Source organism: Ilumatobacter coccineus YM16-304 (genome assembly GCF_000348785.1).
GTDB lineage: Bacteria > Actinomycetota > Acidimicrobiia > Acidimicrobiales > Ilumatobacteraceae > Ilumatobacter_A > Ilumatobacter_A coccineus.
Genome location: NC_020520.1, coordinates 769,004 through 783,248, shown reverse-complemented (window position 1 = coordinate 783,248; position 14,245 = coordinate 769,004). Strand labels below are relative to the sequence as shown.

Genomic DNA, 14,245 nt, shown 5'->3' with positions numbered 1-14,245 from the left:
GGCACGTGAACCGAGCGTTAATCGCCGCTGGTCGCGGCTGGTTCCGCATCGTTCACGCCCCGCTGACGTCGCTTCGGTACTGTGCTGCGAGTGACGAGCGGGCAGCCGACATCCGGCCGACATCATCTGGCAGCGCTGCTTCCCGAGTACTCGATCGAACGGGAGCTGGGCCGAGGTGCGATGGGCGTGGTGCACCTCGCCCGCCACCAGCGCCTCGACCGTCTGGTCGCGGTGAAGGAACTGCAGGGGGCCCTGGCCGCCGATGCCGCCACGCGTGAGCGTTTCGTCGTCGAGGCCAAGGCACTCGCCGCGCTGAATCACCCGCACGTGGTCCCCGTCTACGACTACATCGAGCGTGACGACCACTGTGTGCTCGTCATGGAACAGCTTCCCGGCGGAACCGTCTGGGACCAGTTCGTCAGCGCCGGGCTCACGATGCCGCGAGCGACCGCGCTCACGCTGGCGACCTGCTCCGCGATGCAGCACGCTCACGACCAGGGCGTGCTCCATCGAGACATCAAGCCGGAGAATCTGATGTTCGACGCCGACGGCGTGCTGAAGGTCACCGATTTCGGCATCGCGCGTATGGTCAACGGTGCGAGCACGAAGGCCACGGTCGCCGGGTCGGTGCTCGGCACGCCCGCCTACATGGCGCCCGAGCAGGCCGAGGGCAAGCACGTCGGGCCTGCCGCCGATGTGTACGCCACGGCGACGATGTTCTACGAGATGCTGTCGGGCCGCTTGCCGTTCGACTCGTCCGACTCGCTCGTCGCGATGTTGACGCAGCGGATCACCTCCAATCCGATGCCGGTCACCACGGCAGCGCCACACGTCCCGACCCCGATCGCCGACGTCACGATGAGCGGGCTCGCTCGCTCCACGTCGGAACGCATCGCATCGGCCGAGCTGTTCGGCACGCTGCTCGCCGAGGCGGCCGTCGAGGCATGGGGCCCCGCCTGGCTCGACGCCGCCGGGGTCGCGGTCCTCGGTTCCGAACGCATCGGCCGTGCCGCTCGCACCCTCCGCCCGGGGGAAGTGCCGCAGCGGCCGACCGCCGAGCCGAGCAGCGGCGCGCGTGGCACCGTCGTGGCGGGCGCCGCGCCCGGTGACGCGGCGCCGTCGGAAGCCACCTCGACCGTCGTGCCGACGACGCCGAGCGACATCGACCCCCTATCGACCGCGTCATCGACCGCCTCAGCGACCCCGAGCGATGTCGAGGTCGCACCGGACGACGGCCGCACGGCCGACACGGGCGACACCGGTGGCTCCGACGCCGGTTCGCCGACACCATCACCGACGGCATCAACGACACCTTCACCGACACCATCACGGGCGCCGGCGGCGCTGACTCCGGTGAAGCCGCAGGCGACCGATCGCGACCTCGGGCGGGCCAAGGCCGATCAGATCGACCAACTCATCGACATCTCCGAGGTCTTGGCACCGCCCGCTCGGCCAGTTGCGCAGTACGCCATCGCCGCGATCCTCTTCATCGCCGGTCTCGCTTGGGCGCTCGTCGGTGGCGGCTCGGGAGACCTCGACACCGATCCGGCCATCGCCCAGATGACCGTCAACGGGGAGCGCGTCGACGCGTCCGGCCCGATCGAGATCGACCTCGGCGAGCCCCTCGTCGTCGACGGTCTCGCCGTGCCCGACGAGGTCGAGGTCTCGATGAGCTTCGAGCAATTCGGCATCCCGGTCGGTGCGACCGACTCGATTCCGGGCAACACGAGTGGCTCGTTCCGAACGTTGAACACCGGCTTCATCGGCAACGTCTCGGCGGGATCGATGACCGCGACCGTCGAGTTCGCCGACCCGACCGGCGACGTCGTGACGAGCTCCGAGTTCGCAGTGACTGCCACCAATGCCTGGTTCCTCACCGCCGCGGGTGTGATCTCGATCCTGCTGATCCTGTTCGCGGTGGCCGGTGTCGAGTCGAACCTCCGCGCGTTCCGCCGAGGCCGAGGCGGGTTCACGTCGTTCGTCGGTCTCGTCGTGACCGGCGGGCTGCTCGGCGCCGGCGTGTCGGCCGCGTTGACGATCATCGTCGGCACCGAACGGGGTCTCGTCGCCCTCGTCGGTCCGGCTGCGCTGTGCGCGCTGGGTGCGGCAGCACTCGGCCTCGCAACGCGAGCGAATCGTCAGCGCCGACGCGCCGCGAAACAAGCGCTGCGCCACACGGCCATCAAAGCCCTCGCCTCACGCTGACACGAACCTGGTTATTTCCATCCGGGATGGAAATAACCAGGTTGGTCACTCAGCCGTGGCGGGCCCAGTCCATCGGGTACACCACTGCGTCGCCGATGCCCTTGAGATGCACGTTGCGAGGCGGGTCGAAGGTGATGTCGCCGCGTGAGGCGATGATCTCCTTCGTCAACGACGACACCAGAATCTCGCCGCCCTGCGCGAGGTTGGCGACGCGAGCGGCCACCACGACGTGCGTGCCGAACAGGTCGCCGTCTTGGTCGGCGAGCACTTCGCCGGTGTGCATGCCGATGCGGATTCGCACCGATCGGTCGGGGTTGGCGCTGGCGTGTGCCGTGAGGTCGCGCTGCACGGCCATCATGCAGTCGAGCGCCACGCGGGCACCCGAGAACGAGAGCATGTAACCGTCGCCCTGATTCTTGATGATCGTGCCGCCGTACTGGTTGACGCGGTCGGTGACGATGCGGTTGTGGTCGCCGAGCACCTGCATCCACACCTGGTCGCCGAGTTGCACGTTGCGCTCGGTCGACGACTCGATGTCGCTGAACACGATCGTCACGGTGCCCTGATCGGCGGGCAGCGCCCTCACGTCGACACCATCGCTCTGCGCGCTCTCGGCGACCATGTCGATCGACGTGCGATACACGGCCTCGTCTCCACCGGCGATCGGGCGCTGCGCGACGAGGAGCGGATCGGGAGCGTTCGGAGTCACCGTCGGAGGCGTCGCGACGATCGTGCCGGTCGGGTCGAGGTCGGCGCCCGACACGACGGTTCCCTTGGCGTCGTCGACCGGCTTCACCGCCGCAACCGGAGCGTCGAGGCGAATCGTGGTCTCCCCGCACTTCACCTCGCTGCCGGGACCGAGCACCGACGGGGCGACCAACCGGTTGCCGTCGAGCGTCGAGCCGTTGGTGCTGCCCAGGTCGCTCACGATCACTCGGCCGGCGTCGACGTCGATCGACAGATGCCGGCGTGACACCTGCGGATCGGCGAGCAACACGCCGTTGCACTCCCGCCCGACCTCGAGCGGACCGCGGATCGAGATGAACAGCGTCGGCTGGTTCGGCTGACGGATTTCGACGACGGGGTGCACCGTCTCAGCGTAGAAGGTCGTGGTGCTGTCTGTCGCCTGCGACGCGCAGGCGGGCCGACTCGTTAATGCCGGGCGACGCGTTGTCGTGCATGCTGTGGCGCGGTGGCCGTAATGTACGACCACCGCCCTCACCTCGAGATCGAACATGCACCCTTCCTCCGCCACCGCATCTGCGTCCCGCCTCCGATCAGGCGGGGGCACGCGACTGATGGGCGCGCTCGCCGTCTGCGCCGCACTCGTCATGTCGGCGTGCGGAGGCTCGACCGACGAAGTCCTCGAGATCGACGCGACGATCGACGACATCCACCTCGACGACGCCGACGCCTCGAACCCACTTCCGCTGTCGACCGAAGAATCGCAACTGTCGATGACGATGACGAACACGAGCGACACGACCCAGGCCGTCCGCTACCTGCGTCTCGAAGGCGAGATGCTCGGTCTCACGTTCCTCACCTACACCACGCGCATCGCTGTCGAGCTCGGCCCCGGCGAGACCCGGGAGGTGCGGGTACCGCTCGACTTCTTCGACATCGACAGCCAGGCCCACGGCTACCTCCGGTCGAAACTCGCCCTGTACGCGCCCGGCGACGACCGGCAACTGTTGGCCACCACCGACTTCGCCGTCGATGTTCGCGGCAGCGTCACCTCCACCATGGCGCTGTTCGCGTTGCTCCTGTTCTTCGTGACCGCCGGGTCGATCTTCCTCAACCTGCAGGGGCTCGCTCGGCGAACGCTGCCGCCCAACCGGTTCCGGCGCGGTCTGCGCTTCGCCATCTCCGGGCTCGGCGTGGGCATGTTGCTCACCGTCGCGTTCTCGGTGTTGCGCATCTTCCCACTGCCGTCGGTGGCGTGGTGGCCGTTGCTGATCATCCCGACCGCCGTCGCGTTCGCGGCCGGGTACGCCGCGCCGGGCGCGGGTGACGACCTCGACGAAGAAGAACTCGACGACCTCCGCGAACTCGACGAGACCCTCGCCGCCGTCGCCGCGGCGACCGACGCGGACGACGCGACCGACGACGACGCCGACACCGGCCTCGACGACACGACCGTCTGACCCGGTCGGGTACATCGGTTTCGGACGCGACGACGAGGCTGGCCCGGCGCAGCACGCTGCCGACGCCGACCGATGCCTTGGCTACGTTCGCGCCATGCACCTCGGCCTCACGATCTTCCCGACCGACCAGACCATCGATCCGGTCGAACTCGCCCGCGCAGCCGAAGCCCGCGGCTTCGAATCGCTCTGGTTCCCCGAGCATTCGCACATCCCGACCAGCCGAGCGACGCCGTGGGGCGGCAACCCGGCGGCACCGCCACTCCCCGAGCACTACTGGCGCACGCACGATCCGTTCGTCGCGCTCGGCGCGTGCGCGGCGGTGACCTCCGAGATCAAGCTCGCCACCGGCATCTGCCTCGTCGCGCAACGCGACCCGATCCACACGGCCAAGGAGGTCGCGAGCCTCGACCGGATCTCGAAGGGTCGCTTCCTCTTCGGTATCGGGTACGGCTGGAACAAGGAGGAGATGGCGCACCACGGCACGGCCTACGGCGAACGGCGCGCCCTGCTGCGCGAGCGCATCTACGCGATGCAGGAGCTGTGGACCCACGACGAAGCCTCGTTCTCGGGTGACCACGTGACCTTCTCGTCGAGCTGGGCATGGCCGAAGCCGACGCAGGAGGGTGGCCCACCGATCATCCTCGGCGGCAATGCCGGCCCGAAGACCGCCGCCGACATCGCCGAGTTCTGCGACGGGTGGATGCCGATCGGCGGCCGCCACCCACTCGAGAAGTGGGACCTCGTCGTCGAGGCCTGCGAGCAGATCGGGCGCGACCCCGAAACGGTCGAACGCGGCCTGTTCGGCGCCGCGCCGTCGGTCGAGAAGCTGACTGCGCTCGCCGAGTCCGGCATGTCTCGTGTGGTGATGGTGCTGCCGCAGGGCCCGCGTGACGAAGTGATGGCGAAGCTCGACGAGTTCGCTCCACTGGTCGCAGCCGTCGCCGACGCCTGACCCGAACCAGACCCTCGGGGCGGCTCGGAGCGGCGCTCCGACCGCTCACGCGGTGTCCAACTTCTCGAAACACTGCCGACACCGACGGTGGCGAAGATGACCTCGTGACTTCGTACATCGCAGCCATCGACCATCCGAGCCTCTACGGCCAGATCCAACCGTTCGTCGACGGCCTGCGCGCCGAATCACGGCGATTCGGTGCAGCAGACCGCTGCAACCCGAAACCGTTCCCGTCGCTCGTGCGCAAGGTCAGCGACCCGCAGCGGCTCCGCTTCGGAGCGATGCTCGACGGGCGTCTCGTCGGCATGTGCTCGCTGTCGCGCGACGGCGAAGTGGCCGTGGTGCTCGATCACGATCATCGCGGCCAGGGCCACGGCACACTGCTGCTGAGCCACGTCATCCAGACCGCCACGAAGCTGTCGTTTCCGCGTCTGGTCATGGAGACGAGCCGCCGCAGTCGGCCGGTGTCGCGCCTCAGCGAGCGTTTCGGCTGGACTTCGATCGAACGAGGCCATGGTCGCGTCGAGCTCATCCTCAACCTCACCGGAGACCGCATCGCCGGCGCGAGTGTCGGTGCCTGAGGCCACAGCGCGAGCCGATCGCAGCGAGGCCCCGTAACCTTGGAGTGCTTCGAAACCACGGGGCAACAAACCCAAGGGATCCGAAGCACATGCCTCAGAGCGACACGCCTGACTCACAACAACACAACGAATTCGTCGACGGACCAGCGTCGACCGAGAACGACGACACGGTCGCCATCGACGCCGTCGATCCGTCGAACGATCTTCCGGCTCCGACGATCGACGATGCCGGCCCGGCCGACCTCACCCCGCCGACCGCCACCGAGGAGCCGGCAGCCGAATCCGCTCCAGCCCCCGCATCGAACGACGACGCGAGCGATGCTGACGACAGCGACGATGCCAGCGGCGACGATGACGACGGCGATGATGACGGTGACGACACGGTTCGCTTCAGCGATCTCGGCCTGTCGGACGAGCTGCTCAGCTCGCTGACCGACCTCGGCTACGAGATCCCGACGCCGATCCAGGCCGAGTCGATTCCGCCACTGCTCGACGGCTTCGACCTGCTCGGCCAGGCTGCGACGGGCACCGGCAAGACCGCCGCGTTCGCGCTCCCGATGCTCGACCGTGTGGCCGGCGCGGGTAAGTCGAAGATCCCCTTCGGCCTCGTGCTCGTCCCGACCCGCGAGCTCGCCAACCAGGTCGCCGAAGCCACCAAGCAGTACGGCGCCAACCGCGGCGTGCGCATCGCCGCGCTCTTCGGCGGCACCAACATCGGCCCGCAGTTCAGCTTGCTGAAGTCGGGCGTCGACATCGTGATCGGCACCCCGGGCCGAGTGCTCGACCACCTCAAGCGCGGCTCGCTCGACCTGTCGCGCTGCGCGATGGTCGTCCTCGACGAAGCCGACGAGATGCTCGACATGGGCTTCGCCGAAGACCTCGAGGCGATCCTCGACGCCGCTCCGCCCGAGCGCCAGACGGTGCTGTTCTCGGCCACCATGCCGAACCGCATCGACTCGATCGCGTCGCGTCAGCTCTCCGATCCGGTGCGCATCAGCATCAAGCGGGCCACCGAGACCGACGGCACGCCGCCCAAGGTCCGCCAGACCGCCTACCTCAGCCATCGCACACACCGCGCGTCGGCGCTGGCCCGCATTCTCGACATGGAGTCGCCCGAAGCCGCGATCGTGTTCTGCCGCACTCGCGGAGACGTCGACGAGTTGGTCGACGTGATGAACGGCCGCGGCTACCGCGCCGAAGCCCTCCACGGCGGCATGAGCCAAGACCAGCGCGACCGCGCCATGGGCCGTCTGAAGAACGGCATCGCCACGTTGCTCATCGCCACCGACGTCGCCGCCCGCGGCATCGACGTCGACCACCTGAGTCACGTCGTCAACTACGACATCCCGCAGACCACCGAGGCCTACACGCACCGCATCGGCCGTGTCGGTCGAGCCGGTCGTGAAGGCATCGCCATCACCCTCGGCGGCCCGAAGGATCACCGCAAGATCAACAACATCGCGCGCTACACGGGCCAGCCGATCGCGATCGAGAAGGTCCCGACGGTCAACGACCTCACGGCGAAGCGCATGGAGATCACGCGCAACGAAGTCGCCGAGAAGCTGAACGACACCGAGTCGGCCGACCTCTACCGCTCGATCGTCGAGAGCCTCACCGCCGACAACGATCCGATCGACGTCGCCATCGCCGCGGTCCGTCTGGCGCACGAGACCTCCGGTCGCACGAGCGTCGAGCAGGAGATCCCCGACGTCAGCTCCCACGCCGACAAGGGCAAGAAGTGGGACGACCGCGGCAAGGGTCAGGGCCATCGCGGCCAGCGCGACCGCAACGACCGCGGTTCGGGCAAGTCGTTCGAGAATCGTGCGGTTCGCAACAGCGACGGCTCGCACCACGTCGAAGCCGGGTTCGTCAGTCTGCAGTTCAACCTCGGTCGTTCGGCCGGCGTGCGGCCCGGCGACCTCGTCGGTGCGATCGCCAACGAGTCGAACATCCGTGGCAACGAGATCGGCGCGATCAAGATCAACGACAAGTCGGCGTTCGTGCAGGTTCCCGAGAAGCACGCGGGCAAGGTGCTGCGCAGCATGGACGGGGCGAAGATCCGCAACAAGCCCGTCCGCGTTCGACGCGCCAACAACTGACGTCGGCCGCACGGTCGGCCCCGACGGACGATCCTCGTTCGTTCGTTCGTTCGCTCGCTCGGTCGGTCGAGGCGGCACCTCGATCCGCTGTTTCTTCCGACTCGCGAAAAACGTGTCATCGTTTGTGCATGACGATCGCGCCACTCCCGAAGAAGCACGCCTCACTCACCGTCGACGGTGCAACGAAGTCGATGGCGTACTTCGACACCGGCACGCTCGACGGGTCCGACCGGACGATCCTGTTCCTACACGGCAACCCGACCTCGTCGTATCTGTGGCGCAACATCATCCCCCACGTCTGGAACCTGGGTCGCGTCGTCGCGCCCGACCTGATCGGTCAAGGTGACTCCGACAAACTCGACGACGTCGGACCCGACAGCTACACCTTCGTCGAGCACCGACGCTGGCTCGACGCGCTGCTCGACGAACTCGACCTCGGTGACCAAGTGGTGCTGGTGGTGCACGATTGGGGTTCGGCACTCGGTTTCGACTGGGCGCATCGACATGGCGACCGTGTCGCCGGCATCGCCTACATGGAGGCGATCGTCCAGCCGATCCCGTCGTGGGACGAGTGGCCGCCCAACGCTCGCGGCATCTTCCAGGGCTTCCGTTCGGAGGCTGGCGAAGAACTCTGCCTCGAGAAGAACCTGTTCGTCGAAGGCGTGCTGCCGAACGCGATCATCAGCGGACTCACCGCCGAGGAGCACGCGGTGTATCGGGCTCCGTTCGCGGCGGCTGGCGAGGATCGGCGGCCGACGCTCACCTGGCCGCGACAGATCCCGATCGCCGGTGAGCCCGCCGACGTGGTCGAGATCGTCCAGGGCTATGCCGACTGGATGGACAGCAACGACATTCCGAAGCTGTTCGTCGACGCCGATCCCGGCTCGATTCTGGTGGGCCGCCAACGCGAGTTCTGCCGCGGCTGGCCGAACCAGACCGAGGTGCGGGTCTCGGGCCTCCACTTCATCCAAGAGGACTGCCCCGACGAGATCGGACAAGCCATCGCCACCTGGCTCACCCCCTGACCCGACCACAACGAGCCTGGGCAAAAATCACCCCCACGCGACCACAACGAGCCTGGCCAAAAATCACCCCCACGCGACCACAACGAGCCTGGCCAAAAATCACCCCCACGCGACGACAATTTGCCTGGCCAAAAATCATCTCCACGCGACGACAATTTGCCTGGCCAAAAATCATCTCCACGCGACGACAATTTGCCTGGGCAAAAATCACCCTCACACGACGACATTTGGCCTGGGCAGAAATCACCCTCACGCGACGACAATTTGCCTGGGCAGAAATCGCCTCGGGCTGGCGGTGCTTGTTGGTGGGGCGTACGGTGAACCCATGAGCGACTCGCAGGCCGACTGGACACTCGTCATCGACGGAATCGACTTCGGCGAAGGCCCCCGCTGGCGAGACGGTCGGCTGTGGTTCAGCGACTTCTACCAGCAGACGATCTCGTCGGTCGAGATCCACCCCGACGGCTCGGGCACGCGCCACGTCGAACTCGAGTACGACGGTCGCCCGTCGGGTCTCGGTTGGCTGCCCGACGGTCGACTGCTGTTCGTGTCGATGCTCGATCGCAAGGTGATGCGCCGTGAGGCCGACGGGACGATCGTCGAACACGCCGATCTGTCCCACGTCGCGGGCGGACACACCAACGACATGGTCGTCGCCGACGACGGCACGGCATACGTGGGCAACTTCGGCTTCGACTTCGAAGCCGGCGACTCCGTCGAGACCACCACCCTCGCCATCGTCCGCCCCGACGGTTCGGTCACCGCCGACACACGCGAGTTGCTGTTCCCCAATGGCGCGGTCATCACCGACAGCGGCAACACGCTGATCGTCGGCGAGACGTTCGGCGGGCAGTACACCGCGTTCACGATCGCCGACGACGGCTCGCTCACCGAACCGCGCGTCTGGGCCGAGGTGGAAGGCACCGCACCCGACGGGTGCACGCTCGACGCCGACCATCACATCTGGTTCTCCGACGCCGCTGGACGGCAAGTCGTGCGGATCGGTGGATCGATGACGATGAGCGATCCGGGCACCGTGCGTCTCGGCACCCCGAACAACACGTACGCCTGCATGCTCGGCGGCGACGACGGCACGACGCTCTTCGTGCTCACGTGCGACGACGCCGACCCCAGCGTCGCCGCAGGCACGGCGACGGGCGCGATCTACTCCACCAGAGTCGACCGTCCCCGGGCCGGACGACCGTGATCAGTCGTCAGTGACGGGCCGGCGGCGACGAGCCGGCCGATGCTTCAGAGCACCGTCATGCCGTACATCTCGCCGAGCGGGTCGGAGATGAGTTCGAGACGTTCTCCGTCGGGACCCGCGAAGTAGATCGACGTCCCGCCGACCTCGTACGTCTCCACGCCGGCATCGGTCAGCTTGCGCTTCGCCTCCTCCCAGTTGTCACGACTGATCGAGATGGCGAGGTGATGATGCCCACCGAGCACCTCGGTGTACTCGTCGAGACCGAGCCCCGGGAAGTCGAAGAACGCCAGGGCGTTGCCGTTGCCGATGTCGAAGAAGAAGTGCGTCGAGCCCTCGTAGTCGCGATTCTCGAAGAGTTCGGTGAGCGGGAAGCCCAGGAGCCCCTGGTAGAAGTCGATCGTCGTGGCGACGTCGGATGAGATGAGCGCTTGGTGATGCACCCCGCGTGCGGTGGACGCGGGCCGATCTCCAGGCGGCAACAGGTATCGCTGGCGCAGCGCTTCCCATTCGTCGGTGCGATCGGGATGATCTCCGTCGTGGTCGGAACCGAAGTGCGGCGAGCCAGATTTAGTTGCCATCGCAATATTCTGCCAGGAGAACGCGGTGAGTGACGACCGGAGCTCGCTCGAATCGGTCACGTTCGAGCCGGGCGCCGGCCGTCCGGATCAGTAGAGCGAGCCGTCGCCGTCCGCGGTGTCGCTCTCGAGCGACGTGGCGAGTTCGCGAGCGAGGCCTGCCCGCAGCACGACGGCGTCGGCGGCCACGGTCACCATGCGGAATCCCGCCGCGACTCGCCGAGCGGTGAGCGCGCCGTTGGCGTGGATTCCGGCAACGACCCCAGCTCGCTCACACGCGTCGACGATGGTCGTCAGGGCGGCGGCGAACGACTCGTCGTCGTCGTTGTTGCCCGCTGGTAGTCCGAGCGTCAGCGACAGGTCGGCGGGGCCGACGTACACGGCGTCGATGCCCGGCACGGCCAGGATCTCGTCGATCGACTCGAGCGCGTGCACGGTCTCGATCATCGGAATCACGGCGATGTTCTTGCGTGCCCAGTCCACGTAGTCGCCGTCGGTGCGCGGCGCGACGAGGCCCGGCCCGTAGCTGCGAGCTCCGTCGGGGGCGTAGCGGCACGAGCGAACCACCGCTTCGGCCTCCTTCACCGAGTTCACCATCGGCACGATCGCGCCCTGCGCTCCGGCGTCGAGCATCTTGCCGATGATCCCCTGCTCGTTCCAGGGCACCCGAACGATCGGCCGGCTCCCGCCAAGGAGCACCGCTTGGATCAGGTCGACACAGTCGGAGTACTCGATCGCTCCGTGCTGCGTGTCGATGCACACGTAGTCGAATCCGGCTCGGGCCACGGCCTCCGCGGTGACCGTGGACGGAATCGACAGCCACCCGCCACGGGTGGTCGCACCCGAATCCCAGAGCTGGCGGAGCGATGGCGTGTCGTTCATGCGCCGAGTTTGCCACGTGGGCCGTCGACCTCCTCGGCCGCGCTCGGGCGGTAGGTTGCCCGCCGTGAGCAGGTGTCCGAGCAGTCGATCGTCGCTGGGCCCGGTGGGCGTGACGCGGTGACCGATCATGGCGGCGGCGGGCTGATCGCCGGACTCCCCATGTACGACTGGCCGGAGGTGTCGAGCGACATCGATGCACTCTGGACGCGGATCGCACGCGAGGTGACGGTTCGCGGCCTCGATGCCCCGATCGGGCTGACGCGCACCGACCACCTGGAGACCCTCTGGCGCGACCCGCGCATGATCGTCGGTCAGGTCTGCTCGCTCAATCCGGTTCGCGACGGCCTCGGCGAGACCGAGGTGCTCGGGACACTCGTCTACGACCCACCGCTCGACCTGCCGCAACCCGAACCCGGCAGCTACTACTCGGTCGTCGTGTGTCGCCGTGACGATTCGCGACGCACCCACGTCGGGCACGGATCGGCGACCGACGACGTGCTGGCCTTCGCCGGGGCGACGTTCGCCGCCAACGGCACCGATTCGCAGTCGGGCTACTGGAGTCTGGGGAACTTCGTTCGCGAGATCGCCGATGCTCCCGTGTTCGGGCCGGTGCTGTTCACCGGCGCTCATCGCGCCTCCATCCAGGCGGTGGCCTCGGGAGCTGCCGACCTCGCTGCGATCGACGTGCACTCGTGGCGCCTCGCGCTCGAACACGAGTCGCACGCCACCGACCAGCTCGCCGTGATCGGCACGACGGAACCGACGCCGGGTGTGGTCTGCGTGGTCGCTTGGGAGCTGGCTCAGCATCGAGCACTGCTCGACGACGCGCTCGCCACGGCCGTGGATTCGCTGCTCGGCACCCCGGTCGCCGAGCGCCTGCACATCTCCGGCTACCGCGCGCGTGAGCTCGAGGAGTTCGACGTGGTCGCCGACCGAGTCGAGGCTGCCGCACGCCGGTCGTGGCACCGCTGAGCGGACGCGCCGACCGCTGAGCTGCGCGTCGCGGCGACCGTCAGGCGTCGAGGTGGGTGATGAGTGCGTCGAGAGCGAGTCGGTAACTGTCGCGACCGAAGCCGCCGATCACTCCGAGACACACCGCCGACAGCATCGAGGTGTGGCGAAATTCTTCGCGTGCGTGGACGTTCGACAGGTGGGTCTCGACCACCGGGAGTTCGATCGCCGAGATCGCGTCGCGCAGTGCGATCGAGGTGTGCGTGTAGGCCCCCGGGTTGAACACCACCCCAGCCGCCACGGTGCGCGCCTCGTGCAGTGCCGAGACGAGTTCGCCTTCGACGTTCGACTGGACGTGTCGCAGGGTGCGGCCGCGATCGGCTGCGAGCGACGTGAGCTCGCTGACGATGTCGTCGAGGGTGTCGGCGCCGTAGACCTCGGGCTCACGCGTGCCGAGCAGGTTGAGGTTCGGCCCGTTGAGCAGCAGGATCTCGAGCGACATGCCGACGAGCGTAGGCGCTCGGGCCGCGTGCTCCTGGTTCCATTGCTCGGCCGGGCCGCGGCCGGTCAGCCGTCGGTGGTGGGGGCTTCGTCGGGGTCGACCGTGGCCGGCCCGTTGATCACCAACGGCCGGTCGGGATCGGTGCCGGCGGGATCGGTGCCGTCGGTCGCGGTGTCGGCCGGATCGGCGTCGTCGGTCGCAGGCGGAACCGACTCGACATCGTCGGCGGGATCGGGGGCCGTGCTGGTCTCGGGGGCCGTGGTGGCCTCGGGCTCGTCGATCGGTGTGACGACCGAGCCGGTCGGTGACGGTTCGGTCGGAGACGGTTCGTCGTCGCTGCCGGAGCAGGCGGCGGCGAGGAACAGGACGATGACGGCGGCCGAGCGGCCGAGGCGGTGTGCGTTCGACACCGCACTGGTCGACGCTGGAGCCGACAAGGTCAGAGCACCGAGGCGAGCAGCGTCACCACTGCGACGGTGGCGGCTCCGACGCCGCTGACCAGTGCGACCAGGCGCCAACGAGCAACCGAGCTGCGGTCGCGGACGGCCGTGCCGGCGTGCGGCGGAGCGAACGCGGGAAGCGGGGCGTCGTCCGCCGCTCGTGTGGCCGCGGAGGGCGCGGGAAGCGCGTCGGGAGCCGAGGCGAGCCGAGGTGCGGGAAGCGGCGAGCCGACCGGCGGCTGCAACCGCCCGAGCGTCGGCGGCGTGGTGACGGCTTCGGGTGATCGTGTGAAGGCGCGCAAGGTGGCGATGGCTCGTTCGGTCGCGAGCGCAGCGTCGGGTGCAGGCTCCGCATCGAGGGCAGGAGTCTGGAGCGCTGTGGGCGCAGGAAGCAGGGCGGCCGGCGCCGGCATCCACGTGACGCGTGCCGACGCCACCGGGGCAGACCACGGCGAGACCCGGGTGCGTGCGACCGGGAGGCCGACGGGAGCCGCCCAGGGGTCGAGCACGAGTTCGGCGGGGTCGGGTGCGGCCCACACGTCGATCTTCGACCGACGCGCAGGTGCGGCAACGCGCGCACCCACGGGCAGGGGAAGATGTTCAGCCACCATGTTCATCACCGCCCATCATCACAGATGTCCGGCGCCGGGAGGTGGATACCCGGCGCGCCGAAACGGCTCGG

General features: G+C 68.2%; 14 protein-coding genes. 8 read left to right on the top strand and 6 right to left on the bottom strand.

The features are described from left to right. Window positions 1-90: 90 nt before the first annotated feature. Window positions 91-2,205: a serine/threonine-protein kinase gene (locus YM304_RS21905; RefSeq protein ID WP_154723293.1), complete on the top strand. Its 2,115-nt coding sequence runs from the start codon at window positions 91-93 to the stop codon at window positions 2,203-2,205. A 49-nt stretch (window positions 2,206-2,254) separates the two neighbouring features. Here YM304_RS21905 and YM304_RS03625 read toward each other — a convergent pair whose 3' ends face one another. Then, entirely contained in the window at window positions 2,255-3,442 is a 1,188-nt protein-coding gene (locus tag YM304_RS03625) for an adenylate/guanylate cyclase domain-containing protein (RefSeq protein ID WP_162142031.1), read from the bottom strand. On the opposite strand from YM304_RS03625, the gene YM304_RS03615 reads away from it, so the two are divergent. The 6 genes from YM304_RS03615 to YM304_RS03590 all read left to right on the top strand — a co-directional run bounded on the left by YM304_RS03615 (window position 3,441) and on the right by YM304_RS03590 (window position 10,213). After that, entirely contained in the window at window positions 3,441-4,349 is a 909-nt protein-coding gene (locus YM304_RS03615) for a hypothetical protein (protein ID WP_015440281.1), read from the top strand. The genes YM304_RS03625 and YM304_RS03615 overlap by 2 nt on opposite strands. A gap of 94 nt (window positions 4,350-4,443) precedes the next feature. Then, window positions 4,444-5,301 carry an LLM class F420-dependent oxidoreductase gene (locus YM304_RS03610; protein ID WP_015440280.1) on the top strand — a complete coding sequence of 286 codons (858 nt, stop codon included), beginning with the start codon at window positions 4,444-4,446 and terminating at the stop codon, window positions 5,299-5,301. Between the two features lie 104 nt (window positions 5,302-5,405). Then, window positions 5,406-5,882, top strand: coding sequence for a GNAT family N-acetyltransferase (locus YM304_RS03605; RefSeq protein WP_015440279.1), 477 nt, complete (start codon window positions 5,406-5,408; stop codon window positions 5,880-5,882). A gap of 89 nt (window positions 5,883-5,971) precedes the next feature. Next, window positions 5,972-7,981: a DEAD/DEAH box helicase gene (locus YM304_RS25825; RefSeq protein ID WP_015440278.1), complete on the top strand. Its 2,010-nt coding sequence runs from the start codon at window positions 5,972-5,974 to the stop codon at window positions 7,979-7,981. A gap of 128 nt (window positions 7,982-8,109) precedes the next feature. Continuing rightward, the gene (locus YM304_RS03595) at window positions 8,110-9,006 is read left to right on the top strand and encodes a haloalkane dehalogenase (protein WP_015440277.1); all 897 of its coding nucleotides are present in this window, start codon (window positions 8,110-8,112) and stop codon (window positions 9,004-9,006) included. 325 nt (window positions 9,007-9,331) lie between these two features. Further along, complete coding sequence (locus YM304_RS03590; protein ID WP_015440276.1) at window positions 9,332-10,213, top strand: SMP-30/gluconolactonase/LRE family protein; 882 nt, start codon at window positions 9,332-9,334, stop codon at window positions 10,211-10,213. 44 nt (window positions 10,214-10,257) lie between these two features. Here YM304_RS03590 and YM304_RS03585 read toward each other — a convergent pair whose 3' ends face one another. Continuing rightward, window positions 10,258-10,791 carry a VOC family protein gene (locus tag YM304_RS03585; RefSeq protein ID WP_015440275.1) on the bottom strand — a complete coding sequence of 178 codons (534 nt, stop codon included), beginning with the start codon at window positions 10,789-10,791 and terminating at the stop codon, window positions 10,258-10,260. A gap of 87 nt (window positions 10,792-10,878) precedes the next feature. Further along, on the bottom strand, window positions 10,879-11,670 hold the full coding sequence (locus YM304_RS03580; RefSeq protein WP_015440274.1) for an HpcH/HpaI aldolase family protein: 792 nt from the start codon (window positions 11,668-11,670) through the stop codon (window positions 10,879-10,881). 117 nt (window positions 11,671-11,787) lie between these two features. Here YM304_RS03580 and YM304_RS03575 point away from each other — a divergent pair, with 117 nt between their 5' ends. Next, window positions 11,788-12,642: a phosphate/phosphite/phosphonate ABC transporter substrate-binding protein gene (locus YM304_RS03575; protein ID WP_051071302.1), complete on the top strand. Its 855-nt coding sequence runs from the start codon at window positions 11,788-11,790 to the stop codon at window positions 12,640-12,642. A gap of 40 nt (window positions 12,643-12,682) precedes the next feature. Here YM304_RS03575 and aroQ read toward each other — a convergent pair whose 3' ends face one another. From aroQ to YM304_RS21900, 3 genes are all read right to left on the bottom strand, one after another. Continuing rightward, window positions 12,683-13,123, bottom strand: a complete 441-nt coding sequence (gene aroQ, locus YM304_RS03570; RefSeq protein WP_015440272.1) for a type II 3-dehydroquinate dehydratase — start codon at window positions 13,121-13,123, stop codon at window positions 12,683-12,685. A 65-nt stretch (window positions 13,124-13,188) separates the two neighbouring features. Further along, window positions 13,189-13,533 carry a hypothetical protein gene (locus YM304_RS03565; RefSeq protein ID WP_015440271.1) on the bottom strand — a complete coding sequence of 115 codons (345 nt, stop codon included), beginning with the start codon at window positions 13,531-13,533 and terminating at the stop codon, window positions 13,189-13,191. 29 nt (window positions 13,534-13,562) lie between these two features. Beyond that, complete coding sequence (locus YM304_RS21900; RefSeq protein WP_154723292.1) at window positions 13,563-14,180, bottom strand: hypothetical protein; 618 nt, start codon at window positions 14,178-14,180, stop codon at window positions 13,563-13,565. Window positions 14,181-14,245: the final 65 nt, after the last annotated feature.

Bases quoted from the DNA above. Each gene is read 5' to 3' on its own strand.
- YM304_RS03585 (WP_015440275.1), bottom strand. From the start codon at position 10,791: ATGGCAACTAAATCTGGCTCGCCGCACTTCGGTTCCGACCACGACGGA.
- YM304_RS03580 (WP_015440274.1), bottom strand. From the start codon at position 11,670: ATGAACGACACGCCATCGCTCCGCCAGCTCTGGGATTCGGGTGCGACC.
- YM304_RS21900 (WP_154723292.1), bottom strand. From the start codon at position 14,180: ATGAACATGGTGGCTGAACATCTTCCCCTGCCCGTGGGTGCGCGCGTT.
- YM304_RS03595 (WP_015440277.1), top strand. From the start codon at position 8,110: ATGACGATCGCGCCACTCCCGAAGAAGCACGCCTCACTCACCGTCGAC.
- YM304_RS25825 (WP_015440278.1), top strand. From the start codon at position 5,972: ATGCCTCAGAGCGACACGCCTGACTCACAACAACACAACGAATTCGTC.
- YM304_RS03625 (WP_162142031.1), bottom strand. From the start codon at position 3,442: ATGTTCGATCTCGAGGTGAGGGCGGTGGTCGTACATTACGGCCACCGC.
- YM304_RS03615 (WP_015440281.1), top strand. From the start codon at position 3,441: ATGCACCCTTCCTCCGCCACCGCATCTGCGTCCCGCCTCCGATCAGGC.
- YM304_RS03610 (WP_015440280.1), top strand. From the start codon at position 4,444: ATGCACCTCGGCCTCACGATCTTCCCGACCGACCAGACCATCGATCCG.
- aroQ (WP_015440272.1), bottom strand. From the start codon at position 13,123: ATGTCGCTCGAGATCCTGCTGCTCAACGGGCCGAACCTCAACCTGCTC.
- YM304_RS03590 (WP_015440276.1), top strand. From the start codon at position 9,332: ATGAGCGACTCGCAGGCCGACTGGACACTCGTCATCGACGGAATCGAC.